The following is a 16,199-nucleotide window of genomic DNA, read 5'->3' as shown; positions in this document are numbered from 1 at the left end:
CTCCAGCGGGCCGAACAGCGGGCTCGCCTCGAGCGGCCGGCGCCAGTCGCCCTTGTGGAAGCGCGGCGCGTCGCCTTCGTAGGGCGTGATGATCCGCGTGATCCCGGCCACCCAGTCCACCGTCTCGTCGCGCACGTTCCACACCAGCCCCAGGCGGCCCTCGGGCCGCAGCAGGCGATGGAATTCGCGCAGCGCCGCCTCGGAGGCGAACCAGTGGAAGGCCTGCGCGCAGACGATGGCGTCGGCCGAGGCGTCGGGCAGCGGCACCGCGTCGGCCGTGGCGGCCACGGCCTGCACCGCCGGCAGCGCGGCCTGCAGCTGCGCGCGCATCGCATCGACCGGCTCCACCGCCGTCACCGCGGCGCCGGTGCGCGCCAGGAGGGCGGTGAACTTGCCGGTGCCGGCGCCCACGTCCAGCACGCTGCGGCCCGGCCCCAGCGCGAGCGTGTCCTGCAGCCAGCCGAGCAGGGGCGCCGGGTAGTCGGGCCGGCCGCGCACGTAGGTGCCGGCCTCGCGCGAGAAGCCTTGCCGGGCGGCGTCGTGCACTTGGGAGGTCATGTGGATGGCCTTGCGCTCAGTTCCAGAAGGCGTCGAAGCCCTCGAACGGCTCGAAGCGCCCGGGGCCGGCCACCTTCAGGCGCAGCGGGCCGGGCATGGCGCGCTCGCGCTCGGGATGCGCCGGGTCGCCGGGATAGGCCATCGCGCGCATGCCGCCGTCCAGCTCGAACACGTGCGGCCGCACGCAGTAGGGCGGGCGCGCCCGGGCGCCGGCCATCAGCGCCGCCACGTCGCGCAGGTGGCCGATGTGGGCCAGGCTCATGATCTGCGGCGGTGCCAGCGCCATTTCGCCGTCCCAGTAGCGCCGCAGCGCCTCGCGCGGGGTGAGCCAGGCGCTGGCGACGGCCTCGTGGTCGTCGTGCACGGCGGTCTGGCCGGCCGGCAGCGCGGCGAGGAAGAAGCGGGTGTCGAAGCGCCGGCCCTGGAAGGAGACCGAGCGCTCCGGCGTGATCCAGCGCGACCAGGGCTGCAGCGCGCCGACGTGCGGCGCCAGCCCGAGCCGGGCCAGCGCCTCGCCGAAGAGCAGGCCCTCGCCGCACAGCCGCGCCGCCTGTGCTGCCGCGGCGGCGTCCGCGCCCTCGGCGAAGAGCACGCCGCATTCCTCGAAGGCTTCGCGCAGGGCGGCCATGCACAGGGCGAGCGCGGCGTCCGGCGCCAGGTCCGGCTCGCCGAGTTGCCGGTGCAGCGCATCGGCCTGCGCGGCGGCGCCCGCCAGGCCGTCGCCGGCGTCGACCTTGCCGCCGGGGAAGACCCAGGCCCCGCCCAGCACGGACGAGCGGCTGTGGCGCTGCACCATGAACACCTCCGGCCCCTCGGCGCCGTCGCGCACCAGCAGCACGCTGGCGGCAGGTTCGATGGGCAGGGCGGCGGGTGTCTCCATGGCGGGCTCGGGCGGGTGGCAGCCTGCCATTGTGCGCCGGGCACGCCCTTCGGCCTGTCGCCCGCATCCGGCGTTGCGGCGATGATGCGCCCCGGCATGACGATCAACCTGCAGACCCTCAAGTGTGGCGAGTGCGGCGGCGGCGAGCTGCGGCGCACCGGCCTGAACCAGTACGAATGCGCGCACTGCGGCTCGGTGTCGGTGGTGGAGGACGATGTCTCCGACCGGCTCGACCGCGTGCTCGACCAGGTCCAGCGCGCCGCGGCCGAGCGCCTGGCGGCCGAGGAGGCGGCGCGGCGGCGCCATCTGGCGCGCATCGCCGGCTATGCGGCGATCGGGGTGGCGGCGCTGGCGGGCGTGGTGGTGCTCGTCCAGCTCCTGTCCCCGCGGCCCGAGCCGGCCCGGCGCACCGCCGTGGCGGCGCGCACGGCGCCGCAGCCGCCCGAGGTGCCGCCCGACAGCCTGGCGCTGGGCGAGGCCGTGCAGGTGCTGGCGGGCGCCGGCAGCAGCGCGCGGCCGCGGCTGTTCGTGCTGGCGCGCAACCAGGGGCCGCTGCCGCTGGCCCGCCCGTCGGTCACGGCCGTGTTGCGCGACGCCGGCGGCGCGGTGATCGGCGAGCGCCGCGAGTCGCTGCCGCTGGACGTGCTGATGCCCGGCGAGTCGGCGCCGCTGCTGTTCGACCTGCCCGCGGGCCAGGCGGTCGCCGGCCAGACGCTGCGGGCCGAGCAGCTGGAGGCGGTGCGCGACGGCGTGCCGGCGCCGGCGTTGCGCTTCGCGCGCGTGCGCCTGGTGCAGCAGGACGAGTCGCTGCGGCTGGTCGGCCTGCTGGCCCACCCACAGCCGCAGGGCGGGGGCGACGCCCTGGCCCAGTGCGAGGTGCTGGCGATGGTGTACGACGGCGCCGGTGCCCCGGTCGGCTTCGGCCGCGGCCACGCGCCGGCCGGCGAGCTGCCGCCCGGCGCCCGCACGGCGATGGACGTGCGCATCGAGCGCTTCGGCAACCGCCAGGCGCCGATCGCGGCGTGGGACTACCGCATCGGCTGCCGGCGCGCGGCGTCGCAGCCGCCCGGCGGGCGCGCCGCGCTGCTCAGCGCCGACCGCGTGGTGCGCACCGAGGGCGGCCCCGAGCCGCTCAACGCGCGCCTGCGCGTGAGCACCGAGGAGCTGCTGGCCGACGATGACGAACGCTTCGACCCGGCCCGGCTCGAACTCGGGCCGCTGGTGGCCGGGCGCGACACGGTGCAGCGCCCGGTGTACCTGGCCGAGATCGTCAACCGCAGCCAGGAGGCCATCGCCCTCGCGCCGGCCGCGCTGATCACGCACTTCAACGGCGCGCGCGCCGCCGGCGAGACGCTGGCCGCGGGGCCGGCGATGCTCTATCCGGGCGAGCGCTTCCCGCTGCTGCTCGACCCCGGCCGCGAGGAGCGCATCACCACCACCCACATCGAGTGGAAGCCGATGCGCCGCGCCGCGCTGCCGGGCGCGCGCCCGGCGCTGGAGGTGCAGGTCACCGGCACCCGCGCCGACACCAGCAGCGTGCTGGTCAACTTCAGCCGGCGCTACACGTACCGCTATGCCGAGGTGAGCGGCACCGTGCGCAACACGGGCTCGGCCATCGTGCGCAAGCCCGTGCTGTGGGTCAGCCTGCGCGACCGCGAGGGCCGGCTCACCGGCTTCACCCGGGTGGACAACCTCGGCGCCCTGGCGCCCGGCGAGAGCCTGCCCTTCCAGGCCAAGGTGGACCAGCGCGGGCGCGATTTCGCGACGGTGAGCACGCTGTACGACGCGCAGTAGCGGCGCCCGCGCGGCCTGGATTGCTTGTCATCCGCATGCGGCATCGTCCTGCATGCCGCGGCACGGCACCGGGCTAAGGTCTGTTTCTTGCTGTCCGCATCCAGGAACGCAGGAGAACAACAACCATGCTGCATGTCGAGGAAGGGCTGCCCCATCCCCTGGGCGCCACCTACACCGGCCAGGGCGTCAATTTCGCCGTGTTCTCCGCCCACGCCACGAAGGTGGAGGTGTGCGTCTACGACGAGGGCGGCCGGCACGAGACCGGCCGCGTCGCGCTGCCCGAGTACACCGACGAGGTGTGGCACGGCTTCGTGCCCGGCCTGGGCCCCGGCACCCGCTACGGCCTGCGCGTGCACGGCCCCTACGCGCCGCAGGAAGGCCACCGCTTCAACCCGAACAAGCTGCTGCTCGACCCCTACGCCAAGGCCCACATGGGCGAGGTGCAGTGGGTGCCCGAGATCTTCGGCTACACCGTCGGCCACGAGGACGGCGACCTGAGCTTCGACGAGCGCGACAGCGCCCCCTTCGTGCCCAAGTGCGTGGTGGTCGATTCGCGCTTCGAGTGGAAGCAGCCGATCGGTCCGCGCATCCCCTGGGAACGCACGCTGATCTACGAGACCCACGTGCGCGGCCACACCATGCGCCACCCCGCCGTGCCCGAGCACCTGCGCGGCACCTTCGCCGGCTTCGCGCAGGACGAGGTGCTGCGCCACATCCGCGAGCTGGGCATGACCAGCATCGAGCTGCTGCCGGTGCAGCGCTTCATCACCCAGGCCTTCCTCGAGGAGAAGGGGCTGGTCAACTACTGGGGCTACGACACGCTGGGCTTCTTCGCCCTCACGCCCAAGTACCTGCACGAGCCGAGCATCGACGAGTTCAAGTACTTCGTCGACCGCGTGCACGCGCACGGGCTGGAGCTGATCCTCGACGTGGTCTACAACCACACGCCCGAGGGCAACGAGCTGGGCCCCACGCTCAGCTTCAAGGGCATCGACAACGCGAGCTACTACCGCCTGATGCCCGGCGGCGAGGATGCGCCCGGCCCGCGCTACTACATCAACGACACCGGCACCGGCAACACGCTCAACCTGAGCCATCCGCGCGTGCTGCAGATGGTGACCGACAGCCTGCGCTACTGGGTCAGCGAGATGCACGTGGACGGCTTCCGCTTCGACCTGGCCACCATCCTCGGGCGCGAGGACCACGGCTTCGACGAAGGCGGCGGCTTCCTCGACAGTTGCCGGCAGGACCCGGTGCTGGCCAGCAGCAAGCTGATCGCCGAGCCGTGGGACTGCGGCCCCGGCGGCTACCAGGTGGGCGGCTTTCCGCCCGGCTGGGCCGAGTGGAACGACCACTTCCGCGACACCGTGCGTGCCTTCTGGAAGGGCGACGAGGGCACGGCGGCCGCGCTGGCCGGCTGCCTGACGGCCAGCGCAGACCGCTTCGACCGGCGCGGCCGCCGGCCCTGGGCCAGCGTCAACTTCATCACCGCGCATGACGGCTACTGCCTGGCCGACCTGGTGAGCTACAACGACAAGCACAACGAGGCCAACGGCGAGGACAACCGCGACGGCCACTCGGACAACCGGAGTTGGAACTGCGGCGTGGAAGGCCCGACCGACGACCCCGAGATCCTCGCCCTGCGCGCCCGCCAGCAGCGCAACCTGCTGGCCACGCTGCTGCTCTCGCAGGGCACGCCGATGCTGCTGGGCGGCGACGAGTTCGGCCGCACCCAGCAGGGCAACAACAACGCCTACTGCCAGGACAACGAGATCTCCTGGTTCGACTGGGCCGGCATCGACGACCGCGGCCGCGCGCTGATCGCCTTCGTCAAGCACCTCACGCACCTGCGCGAGACGCTGCCGGTGCTGCGGCGCAACCGTTTTCTGACCGGCGCCTTCGACGAGGAGCTGCAGGTCAAGGACGTGACCTGGCTGGCCTGCGACGGCGCCGAGATGGACCAGGCCCACTGGGACGACCCGCGCACCCGCTGCTTCGGCATGCTGCTCGAAGGCCATGCCCGCGCCACCGCCATCGCCCGGCGCGGGCTGGACCGCAGCGTGCTGCTGGTCTTCAACGCCTGGGAGGACGCGCTGGACTTCCGGCTGCCCGCGCACGGCGACGGCACGCGGTGGACGCTGGCCGTGGACACCGCCCAGGAGGCGATCGAGGACCCCGATGCGGTGTTCGAGGCCGGGCAGGCCTACACCGTCACCGCGCGCTCGCTGCTGGTCCTCGTCGCCGCATGAAGGAAGCACACGCCATGCCGCCATCCCGTCTCGCCCCCACCGACCTGTACCTCCTGCGCGAAGGCACGCACAGCCGCCTGTACGAGAAGCTGGGCGCGCATCCGGCGGACAGTGGCGGCGTGCGCTTCGCCGTGTGGGCGCCCAACGCCGCGCGCGTGTGGGCGGTGGGCGACTGGAACGGATGGAGCGACGCCGACGCCCTGGCGCCGCGCGAGGACGGCAGCGGCGTGTGGGAAGGCACGGCCGCCGCGGCGCAGCCCGGCCACGCCTACAAGTACCGCATCCTCACGCCCGGCGGCGAGGTGCTGGAGAAGGCCGACCCCTTCGCCTTCCAGGCCGAGATGCCGCCGGCCACCGCCTCGCGCATCTGGGCCGGCGCGCACGACTGGGGCGACGGCGAATGGATGGACGGCCGCGCCCGGCGCAATGCGCTGGATGCGCCCATCGCCATCTACGAGGTGCATCCTGGCTCGTGGCGGCGCGGCGAGGGCGAGCGCTTCCTGAACTGGCGCGAGCTCGCGCCGCTGCTGGCCGACTACGTGAACGACCTGGGCTTCACCCACGTCGAGCTGATGCCCGTCACCGAACACCCCTTCTACGGATCGTGGGGCTACCAGACGACGGGCTACTTCGCGCCCACCGCGCGCTATGGCACGCCGGAGGACTTCATGGCCTTCGTCGACCACCTGCACCGGCGCGGCATCGGCGTCATCCTCGACTGGGTGCCCAGCCACTTCCCGACCGACGCGCACGGCCTGGCGCGCTTCGACGGCACGCACCTGTACGAGCACGCCGACCCGCGCCAGGGCTTCCACCCGGAATGGAACTCGGCCATCTTCAACTACGGCCGCAACGAGGTGCGCAGCTTCCTGCTCTCGTCGGCGATGTTTTGGCTGGAGCGCTTCCACATCGACGGGCTGCGCGTGGACGCGGTGGCTTCGATGCTCTACCTGGACTACGCGCGTGGGCCCGGCGAGTGGATTCCCAACAAGGACGGCGGGCGCGAGAACCTGGAGGCGGTGCACTTCCTGCGCGAGCTGAACACGGCCGTCTACCGTGAGCATCCCGACGCCTTCACGGTGGCCGAAGAATCCACCGCCTGGCCGATGGTCTCGCGCCCCGTCGGGATGGGCGGCCTGGGCTTCGGCATGAAGTGGAACATGGGCTGGATGCACGACACGCTCGACTACATGGCCGAGCAGCCGGTGCACCGCAAGTGGCATCACCACCGCATGACCTTCTCGCTGGTGTACGCCTTCAGCGAGAACTTCGTGCTGCCGCTCTCGCACGACGAGGTGGTGCACGGCAAGGGCTCGCTGCTCGGCAAGATGCCGGGCGACGACTGGCAGCAGTTCGCCGGCCTGCGCGCCATGCTGGGCTACATGTGGGCGCATCCGGGCAAGAAGCTGCTGTTCATGGGCGGCGAGTTCGGCCAGCGCCGCGAGTGGACGCACGACGGCGAACTGGAGTGGTGGGTCACCGACCTGTCCGGCCACGGCGGCGTGCAGCGCTGGGTGCGCGACCTGAACCACCGCCTGCGCGATGAGCCCGCGCTGCACCGCGTCGACTTCAGCGGCGCCGGCTTCGAGTGGGTGCAGGCCGACGACGAGGACCTGAGCGTCTACGCCTTCGTGCGCCAGGCCGAGGGGGCGCCGCCGGTGCTGGTGGTCTCCAACTTCACCCCCGTGCCGCGCGAGGGCTACCGCCTCGGCGTGCCGCGCGCCGGCACCTGGGAAGAGATCGCCAACAGCGACGCGGCCTCGTTCGATGGCGCCGGTTGGGGTAACTTCGGGGCCGTGGAGACAGCGCCCGTGCCTGCGCACGGGCGGCCACAGTCGCTGGTGCTGACGCTGCCGCCCCTGTCCACCCTCTACTTGAGGGGGCCTCTATCCAACGGAGCGACGACCTGATGGCCCAAGCCGCGAAGCTGCTGACCCTTTCCCCCATCGGTGTGGCCGACGGCCGCCAGCGCGCGGTGATCGACGCTGTGCTGCCCGGTGTGGACAACGGCCGCTTCGCCGCCAAGTGCGTGGCCGGCGAGCCCTTCCACGTCGAGGCGCACTGCTTCTGCGAGGGCCACGACATGCTGCGCGTGATGCTGCAGTGGCAGCGCGAGGGCGACGCCGCCTTCGCCGAAGTGCCGATGACGCTGAAGTGGAACGACGAGTGGCATGCGCACTTCACGCCGCCCGCGCCCGGCCGCTACCGCTACACGGTGCAGGCCTGGGTGGACGCCTTCTCGTCCTGGCGCCACGAGCTGGCGCGCCGCGTGGACGCGGCCGACATCCGCATCGCCGCGCGGGTGGGCGCCGGCGAGGCCCGCGCGGCCGCGCAGCGCGCTCCGGCGGCCGACGCGCAGGCCCTGCTGGGCTGGGCCGCGGCGCTGGAGGACGGCGCCGCCGACCCGTCGATGGACAGCTCGGTGCTCAAGGCGCTGGCGCTGGACGATGCGATGGCCGAGACGATGCACCGCTGGCCCGACCGCAGCCATGCCACCGTGCTCGCGCCCGGCTTCCCGCTGGTGGCCGACCGCGAGCGGGCACGCTACAGCACCTGGTACGAGCTGTTCCCGCGCTCGGCCTCGCCCGAGGCCGGCCGGCACGGCAGCTTCGACGACGTGCAGAAGCTGCTGCCGCAGATCGCGCAGATGGGCTTCGACGTGCTGTACTTCCCGCCCATCCATCCCATCGGGCGGCAGCAGCGCAAGGGGAAGAACAACGCGCTCGCGGCGCAGGAGGACGACGTCGGCAGCCCCTGGGCCATCGGCGCCATCGAGGGCGGGCACAAGGACATCCTGCCCGCGCTGGGCACGCACGAGGACTTCCGCCGGCTGGTGCAGGCCGCGCGCGGCCACGGCATGGAGATCGCGCTGGACATCGCCTTCCAGTGCGCGCCCGACCACCCCTGGGTGGAACAGCATCCGCTGTGGTTCAAGTGGCGTCCCGACGGCACGGTGCAGTACGCCGAGAACCCGCCCAAGAAGTACCAGGACATCTATCCCTTCGACTTCGAGAGCGAGGACTGGCAGGGCCTGTGGACCGAGCTCAAGGGCGTGTTCGACCACTGGATCGCGCAGGGCGTGGCGGTGTTCCGCGTGGACAACCCGCACACCAAGGCCTTTCCCTTCTGGGAGTGGGCGATCACGGAGATCAAGCGCGAGCACCCGGAAGTGATCTTCCTGGCCGAGGCCTTCACCCGGCCGAAGGTGATGCATCGGCTGGCCAAGCTGGGCTATTCGCAGTCGTACACCTACTTCACCTGGCGCAATTCCAAGGAAGAGCTGACCGAGTACTTCACGGAGCTGTCCACGCCGCCGGGCGTGCACTACTTCCGCCCCAACGTCTGGCCCAACACGCCCGACATCCTGCACGAGCAGTTGCAGACCGGCGGCGAGGCGATGTTCAGGCTGCGCCTGGTGCTGGCCGCCACGCTGAGTGCGAGCTACGGCATCTACGGCCCGGCCTACGAGCTGAAGGAACACCTGCCGCGCGAGCCGGGCAGCGAGGAGTACCTGGACTCCGAGAAGTACCAGCTGCGCCACTGGGACCGCGACCGGCCCGACAGCCTCGCGCCCCTCATCGCCCGCGTCAATGCCATCCGGCGCGAGCATGCGGCGCTGCAGCGCAACGACACGCTGCAGTTCCTGCCCATCGACAACGACCAGCTCATCGCGTACATGAAGACCGGCAGCGACGGGCGCGACGTCGTCGTCACCGTGGTCAACCTCGACCCGTGGAACGCGCAGGTCGGCTGGCTGCAGCTCGACCCGGAACGCATCGGCGTGCCGCACGACCAGTGGTTCCAGATGCACGACCTGCTGGGCGGCGCACGCTTCCTGTGGCGGGGAGGACATCACTACATCCGGCTCGACCCGGGCGAGGCGCCGGCGCATGTCATGCACGTGCGGCGGCGGACGCGGACGGAGCGGGACTTCGATTACTACCAGTGAGGGGCACGTATTGGCTTGCACTGCTGTGTGTTGTGGTCCGGCCCAGGCCCCGGTGAGGGCGGGGCCTGGACCTGCTCCCGGGCGATTTCTCGCGACCGTTGAACCACTCCCCACCGTTCACGCTGAGCCTGTCGAAGCGCGGCACCCGGCTTCGACAGGCTCAGCCCGAACGGTGGGTGTTGGATCGACCGCGCCCCGGATGCGCCCAAGAACGAACCCAAGGGAAAGGACCGGCCGATGAACGCAGGCGTGCCGCAACTGGCGCTGGAGACCGCCGAGGTCGACACCTCGCAGGACCCGCAGTGGTTCCGCGACGCGGTCATCTACCAGCTCAACGTCAAGGCCTTCTACGACACCAACGGCGACGGCATCGGCGACTTCAAGGGCGTGACGGCCAAGCTCGACTACGTCAAGGAGCTGGGCGTCAACACCATCTGGCTGATGCCCTTCTACCCCTCGCCGCTGCGCGACGACGGCTACGACATCTCCGAGTACAAGAACGTCAAGGCCGAGTACGGCACGCTGGAGGACTTCAAGGAGATGCTGGACGCCGCGCACGAGCGCGGCCTGCGCGTGATCACCGAGCTGGTCATCAACCACACCTCCAGCGACCATCCCTGGTTCCAGCGCGCGCGCAACGCGCCCAAGGGCTCGCCCGAGCGCGACTTCTACGTCTGGAGCGACACCGACCAGATCTACCAGGGCACGCGCATCATCTTCACCGACACCGAGACCTCGAACTGGGCCTGGGACCCGGTGGCCAAGCAGTACTACTGGCACCGCTTCTTCAGCCACCAGCCCGACCTGAACTTCGACAACCCGGCGGTGCTGGAGGCGGTGTTCGACATCATGCGCTTCTGGCTGGACATGGGCGTGGACGGCTTCCGGCTGGACGCGATCCCCTACCTGATCGAGCGCGACGGCACCTCCAACGAGAACCTGCCGGAGACACACGCGGTCATCAAGAAGCTGCGCGCCGCCATCGACGCCAACTACAAGAACCGCTTCCTGCTGGCCGAGGCCAACATGTGGCCGGAGGACGTGCGCGAGTACTTCGGCGACGCCGACGAGTGCCACATGTGCTATCACTTCCCGCTGATGCCGCGCATGTACATGGCCATCGCGCAGGAAGACCGCGACCCGATCATCGAGATCCTGCAGCAGACGCCGGACATTCCCGACGGCTGCCAGTGGGCCATCTTCCTGCGCAACCACGACGAGCTGACGCTGGAGATGGTGACCCACCGCGAGCGGGACTACATGTACAGCACCTACGCGGCCGACCTGCACGCGCGCATCAACCTGGGCATCCGCCGGCGGCTGGCGCCGCTGATGGACAACGACAAGGACAAGATCAAGCTGATGAACGGCATGCTGCTGTCCATGCCCGGCTCGCCCATCATCTACTACGGCGACGAGCTCGGCATGGGCGACAACGTGTTCGTGGGCGACCGCAACGGCGTGCGCACGCCGATGCAGTGGAGCAACGAGCGCAACGCCGGCTTCTCGCGCGCCGACCCGCAGCGCCTGTACCTGCAGCCGATCATGGACCCGGTCTACGGCTACGAGGCCGTCAACGTCGAGTCGCAGGCGCGCGACAACAGCTCGCTGCTGCACTGGACGCGCCGCATGCTCGCCGTGCGCAAGACCAGCAGCGCCTTCGGCCGCGGCCGCAAGACCTTCCTGCGCCCCGGCAACCGCAAGATCCTCGCCTACCTCAGCGAGTACGAGGGCGACGTCATCCTCAGCGTGTTCAACCTCTCGCGCGCGGCGCAGCCGGTGGAGCTGGACCTCGCCCACTGGAAGGGCCGCGTGCCGGTGGAGATGCTGGGCCGCTCGGTCTTCCCGCCCATCGGCGAGCTGCCCTACCTGCTGACGCTGCCGTCCTTCGGCTTCTTCTGGTTCCGCCTGTCGACCGACGCGCCGCTGCCCGCCTGGCACCAGGAGGGCCGGCCGCTGCGCGACCTGCAGACGCTGGTGTTCTTCGACGGCTGGGACAGCCTGTTCCGCGACAAGGTGATGCCCTGGCGCATCGGCCTCGCGGAGCGGCTGCGCGAGCAGTTCGAGGCACAGGTGCTGCCCGAGCACCTGCAGCTGCAGCGCTGGTACGCCGCCAAGGGCGAGCCCATCCGGCGCGTCGCGCTGGCCGAGCAGGCGATGTGGGCCTACGACGGCCGCCAGTGGATGCTGCCGCTGCTGGACGTGCAGGCCGGCGCGGCGCCGGCGCGCTACTTCATGCCGCTGGCCATCCTGTGGGAAGACATCGACGACGAGCGCCTGCAGCCCTTCGCGCCGGCCGTGGTGGCCAAGGTGCGCCAGCAGGCGCAGATGGGCGTGATGGGCGACGCCCTGTTCGACCCCGACTTCTGCCGCGCGGTGGCGGTGGCGATGGTCCAGGGCACGGTGCTGCCCGCCGCGCACGGCGAGATCCGCTTCACCGGCACGGCCGACCTGGCGCGCGTCGATCCGGCCGACATCCTCACGCTGGAGGCGGGCCGCCCCAGCGCGGCCAGCAGCAACACCGCGGTGACGCTGGGCGACCAGCTCTTCCTCAAGTGCTATCGCCAGGTGCAGGGCGGCATCCACCCCGAGCTGGAGATCGGCCGCTTCCTCACCGAGACGGTGCGCTTCGCCAACTGCGTGCCGGTGGCCGGCGCCATCGAGTACCACGGCGCCGACGGCCAGGTGCTCACGCTGGGCATGCTGCAGGCCTTCGTGCCGCACCAGGGCGATGCGTGGGAGTACACGCTGGCCTACCTGGACCGCGTGCTGGCCGAGCGCCAGCACATGGCCGAGGACGCGCCGGCGCCCGACCACGGCGCCTTCCTCACGCTGATGCGCCTGCTCGGCCAGCGCACCGCCGAGATGCACCTGGCCTTCGGGCAAGCGCCGGCCGACGACGCGGCCTTCGCCCCCGAGCCGCTGACCATGCCGGACCGCGAGTCGCTGCGCCGCACCGCGCTGCAGGCGCTGGACGACACCCTCGAGCTGCTGCGCGGCCGCATCGACGCGCTGACCGACGGCACGCGCGACGGCGCCGGCCACCTGCTGGCGCGCGCCGAGGCGCTGCGCGCGCGCATCGAGGCCTTCGACGGCGAGGCGCCGCCCGGCCAGCGCAAGATGCGCCTGCACGGCGACTACCACCTGGGCCAGGTGCTGGTCTCGCGCAACGACTTCGTCATCATCGACTTCGAGGGCGAGCCCGCGCGCCCCTTCGACGAGCGCCGCACCAAGGCCTCGCCGCTGCGCGACGTGGCGGGCATGCTGCGCTCCTTCAACTACGCGCGCTGGTCGGCGCTGCGCCGCGTGGCGCAGAACGCCGACGACCTGCTGCGCCTGGACGCCACCGCCGCGCAGTGGGAGGCGCAGGTGCGCCCCGCCTTCATGGGCGGCTACGTCGAGACGCTGGCGTTGGCAGGCCAGGAAGACTTCGACGAGGCGATGCTCGCCCTGTTCGAGATCGACAAGGCGCTGTACGAGCTGCGCTACGAACTGAACAACCGCATCGACTGGGTGCAGGTGCCGCTGCAGGGCCTGATCGCGCTGGCCGATGACGCCCTGCAAGGAGGGAACCCGGCATGAACGAGTTCGGAATCCAACTGGAGCCGCTGCGCGCCATCCTGTACCAGGTCGGTGCCTTCGTCCCGCGCCTGCTGGTGGCGGCGCTGGTGGTGCTGGCCGGCTGGCTGGTGGCCAAGGTGGCGCGCTTCGCCGTCACGCGCGCGCTGCGCGCCGTCAACTTCCCGGTGCTCACCGAGCGCGCGGGGCTCGACGGCTTTCTGCGCCAGGGCGGCATGCAGACCGACACCACCGGCGTGGCCGGCGCCCTGGTGTACTGGGTCGTCATCCTGGCTGCGCTCATCGTCGCCTTCAACGGCCTGGGCCTGGTCTACGTCACCGACCTGCTGGGCAAGGTGGTGTGGTTCGTGCCGAACATCTTCGTGGCGCTGCTGGTGCTGGCCTTCGGCGCGTACTTCGCGCGCTTCGTGGGCGACGCGGTGCATGCCTACGGCCGCAGCACCGGCCTGCGCGAGGCGCGCTTCTTCGCCAAGGTGGCGCAGTACGCCATCCTCGTGTTCGTGGTGCTGATCGCGCTGGACCAGGTGCGCGTCGGCGGCGACATCGTGCGCCAGAGCTTCATCGTCATCCTGGCCGGCTTCGTGTTCGCGCTGGCGCTGGCCTTCGGGCTGGCGGGCAAGGACTGGGCCGCGCGCCGCATCGAGGAATGGCTGCCGCGCGACGGCCCGGCGGCCGAGCCCATCGCGCCGCCCGCCACGCCGGCGGCCGAGGGTGCGGACGAGACGCCCGCTTCGTCCGTGGCGCCGCTGGTGGTGGAGCCGCTCACCCCGGAGCCCGAGGCGCTGCACCACGACGAACCGCCCTTGCCGCGCCGGCCGCCGTCCGAGCCGCTGATCCCGCGCCGCCCGGTCGACCCGCCGCCGCCGATCTGAGAGCCTGAGAGTCTTTCGCCCATGCCCGCTCGTCACGCCAAAACGCCCCCGCTCGTCGTTGCAAATGCTCGCCATAGCCCGAGCGATGGCTGCGCTTTGCGCCTAGATCGGGCACCTTTTGACGCACCGCTCGGGCACGGCCAAAAAACGCCCAGGCTCTGATGCCGGCAGCATGCACACTCCGGCACGCAGCTTGCAGCCGGACCCTTCCCGTGAATCCCCGCGCAGACCTTCGCTCTTCCTTCACCGGCCAGGCCGGGGGAGGCGCCCATGCATGAGGCCCTGCTGCGCGCCTGCGCGCGCGCCGGCCTGGCCCGCGACTACCACGACGTCTTCGGCCACCGCATCGAGGTGGCGCCGGCGCAGCTCGCCGCGCTGCTGCACCAGTTCGGCTGGGGCGCCCACGCGCCCGGCGACGGCGCTGCCTGGCACCGCGAGACCGAGCAGCGCGAGGACGCCGCCTGGCGCCGGGCGCTGCCGCCGGTGCAGGTGGTCGCGGCCGGCGCGCCCGGCTTCGCGCTGCGCGTGCGCGCGCCGTACGACGCGCCGGCGCGCGGCTGGGCGCTGCACGGCGAGGACGGCCGCGTGCTCGGCAGCGGCCGGCTGCTGCCCGGCGAGGGCGCCGAGCACGGCCGCCGCCACGTCGACGGCGTGGAGCGCATCGAGCGCGTGCACGAACTGGCCGCCGAGCTGCCCCCCGGCTACCACCGGCTGTCGCTTGAGGGTGAAAACGAATCCCTGCTGCTGATCGCCGCGCCCGCGCGCTGCCACCTGCCGCCCGAGGGCGAGCGCAGCTGGGGCATCGCGGTGCAGCTCTACGCCCTGCGCTCCGAACGGCAGTGGGGCATGGGCGACTTCACCGACCTGGCCGAGCTGGTGCCGGTGGCGGCGCAGCTCGGCGCCCAGGCCATCGGGCTGAACCCGCTGCACGCGCTGTTCCCGGACGACCCGGGCAAGTGCAGCCCCTACAGCCCTTCCTCGCGCCAGCACCTGAACGTGCTGTACGTCGACGTCGAGGCGCTGCCCGAATTCGCCGCCTGCGAGGCGGCGCGGCGCCGGGTGGCCGAGCCGGCCTTCCAGCAGCGGCTGGCATCGCTGCGCGCCTCGGAACTCGTCAACCACGCCGGCGTGGCCGCGGCCAAGCTGGAGGTGCTGTCGCTGCTGCACCGCCACTTCGCGGACGGTGCCGACGCGCAGCGCAGCGCCGCCTTCGCCGCCTTCCGCGCCGCGCGCGGCGAGGCGCTGCAGCGGCAGGCGCTGTTCGATGCGCTGCAGGCGCACTTCCGCCGGCAGGGCCTGGCCGCCTGGGGCTGGCCGGCCTGGCCGGCCGAATACCACGAACCCGACGCGCCGGCCGTGGCCGCGTTCGCGCGCGAGCACGCGGCGGAAGTCGATTTCCACGCCTGGCTGCAGTGGGCGGCCGACGAGCAGCTGCAGGCCGTGGCCGCGCGCTGCCGCGAGGCCGGCCTGCGCATCGGCCTGTACCAGGACCTGGCCGTCTCCGTGGACCGCAACGGCGCCGACGCCTGGAGCGCGCGCGCCGTGCTGGCCGCCCAGGCCAGCGTCGGCGCGCCGCCCGACGCGCTGGGCCCGCTGGGGCAGGACTGGGGCCTGCCGCCGCTGGCGCCCGAGCGGCTGCGCGAGAGCGGCTACCGCCTCTTCATCGACAGCCTGCGCGCCTGCATGCGCGGCGCGGGCGCGCTGCGCATCGACCACGTGATGGGCCTCACGCGCATCTTCTGCATGGCGCCCGGCGCCACCCCCGCCGATGGCGCCTACGTGTACTACCCGGCCGAGGAGCTGCTGTCCATCGTCGCGCTGGAGAGCCAGCGCCACGGCTGCGTGGTGATCGGCGAGGACCTGGGCACGGTGGCCGACGCCACCCGGGCGCTGCTGGCGCGCTTCGCGCTGCTGTCGTACCGGCTGCTGTACTTCGAGCGCCACGGCAGCGGCTTCAAGCCGCCCGCCGCGTACCCGCACGACGCGCTGGCCGCCATCGGAACCCACGACCTGGCGACGCTGCAGGGCTGGTGGGCCGGCGCCGACCTGCACACCCGCATCCGGCTGGGCATCCTGCCCAGCCCGCAGGCCGGCTGGCAGCAACTGCACGAGCGGGCCGCCGAGCGCGTGCAGCTCATGGCCGCGCTCGATGCCGAGGGGCTGCAGGGCCTGGAGGGCGCTGCCCACGCGCTGGGCGAAGGTACGCTCGGCACCGCGACGGCGGCGGCCATCCATGCCTACCTGGCGCGCTCGCCGGCGCGGCTGATGATGGTGCAGGCCGAGGACCTGCTGGCCCAGCAGGCGCAGGTCAACGTGCC

General features: G+C 72.1%; 8 protein-coding genes and 1 pseudogene. 7 read left to right on the top strand and 2 right to left on the bottom strand.

Annotated elements, in window-relative coordinates; all coding sequences use genetic code 11:
- Both ACIY1X_RS14695 and ACIY1X_RS14690 read right to left on the bottom strand, forming a co-directional pair.
- Positions 1-558: class I SAM-dependent methyltransferase (locus tag ACIY1X_RS14695; RefSeq protein ID WP_399681676.1), on the bottom strand; the 558-nt coding region annotated here is incomplete at its 3' end.
- A gap of 16 nt (positions 559-574) precedes the next feature.
- Positions 575-1,438 carry an NUDIX hydrolase gene (locus ACIY1X_RS14690; protein ID WP_399681673.1) on the bottom strand — a complete coding sequence of 288 codons (864 nt, stop codon included), beginning with the start codon at positions 1,436-1,438 and terminating at the stop codon, positions 575-577.
- Positions 1,439-1,534: 96 nt separating this feature from the next.
- Here ACIY1X_RS14690 and ACIY1X_RS14685 point away from each other — a divergent pair, with 96 nt between their 5' ends.
- The 7 genes and pseudogenes from ACIY1X_RS14685 to malQ all read left to right on the top strand — a co-directional run.
- Entirely contained in the window at positions 1,535-3,232 is a 1,698-nt protein-coding gene (locus ACIY1X_RS14685) for an FxLYD domain-containing protein (RefSeq protein ID WP_399681670.1), read from the top strand.
- 125 nt (positions 3,233-3,357) lie between these two features.
- Complete coding sequence (glgX, locus tag ACIY1X_RS14680; protein WP_399681667.1) at positions 3,358-5,481, top strand: glycogen debranching protein GlgX; 2,124 nt, start codon at positions 3,358-3,360, stop codon at positions 5,479-5,481.
- Between the two features lie 14 nt (positions 5,482-5,495).
- Complete coding sequence (glgB, locus tag ACIY1X_RS14675; RefSeq protein WP_399681665.1) at positions 5,496-7,391, top strand: 1,4-alpha-glucan branching protein GlgB; 1,896 nt, start codon at positions 5,496-5,498, stop codon at positions 7,389-7,391.
- Entirely contained in the window at positions 7,391-9,430 is a 2,040-nt protein-coding gene (locus ACIY1X_RS14670; protein ID WP_399681662.1) for an alpha-1,4-glucan--maltose-1-phosphate maltosyltransferase, read from the top strand. Before glgB ends, ACIY1X_RS14670 begins: the two co-directional genes overlap by 1 nt.
- Positions 9,431-9,667: 237 nt before the next feature.
- A complete protein-coding gene (gene treS / locus ACIY1X_RS14665) occupies positions 9,668-13,012 on the top strand; it encodes a maltose alpha-D-glucosyltransferase (protein ID WP_399681659.1) in 3,345 nt (1,114 codons plus the stop codon).
- A pseudogene (locus tag ACIY1X_RS14660) lies at positions 13,009-13,668 on the top strand (hypothetical protein); the annotation flags it as partial. The gene treS and the pseudogene ACIY1X_RS14660, both read left to right, overlap by 4 nt.
- Positions 13,669-14,151: 483 nt before the next feature.
- On the top strand, positions 14,152-16,199 hold a 2,048-nt coding region (gene malQ, locus ACIY1X_RS14655), incomplete at its 3' end, for a 4-alpha-glucanotransferase (protein WP_399681657.1).

It is taken from the genome of Xenophilus sp. (assembly GCF_044462705.1).
GTDB classification, from domain to species: domain Bacteria; phylum Pseudomonadota; class Gammaproteobacteria; order Burkholderiales; family Burkholderiaceae_C; genus Xenophilus; species Xenophilus azovorans.
Note: the sequence above shows the minus strand (reverse complement) of the source record. Positions and strands in the feature narration are given on the sequence as shown.

Bases quoted from the DNA above. Each gene is read 5' to 3' on its own strand.
- ACIY1X_RS14690 (WP_399681673.1), bottom strand. From the start codon at position 1,438: ATGGAGACACCCGCCGCCCTGCCCATCGAACCTGCCGCCAGCGTGCTG.
- ACIY1X_RS14685 (WP_399681670.1), top strand. From the start codon at position 1,535: ATGACGATCAACCTGCAGACCCTCAAGTGTGGCGAGTGCGGCGGCGGC.
- glgX (WP_399681667.1), top strand. From the start codon at position 3,358: ATGCTGCATGTCGAGGAAGGGCTGCCCCATCCCCTGGGCGCCACCTAC.
- glgB (WP_399681665.1), top strand. From the start codon at position 5,496: ATGCCGCCATCCCGTCTCGCCCCCACCGACCTGTACCTCCTGCGCGAA.
- ACIY1X_RS14670 (WP_399681662.1), top strand. From the start codon at position 7,391: ATGGCCCAAGCCGCGAAGCTGCTGACCCTTTCCCCCATCGGTGTGGCC.
- treS (WP_399681659.1), top strand. From the start codon at position 9,668: ATGAACGCAGGCGTGCCGCAACTGGCGCTGGAGACCGCCGAGGTCGAC.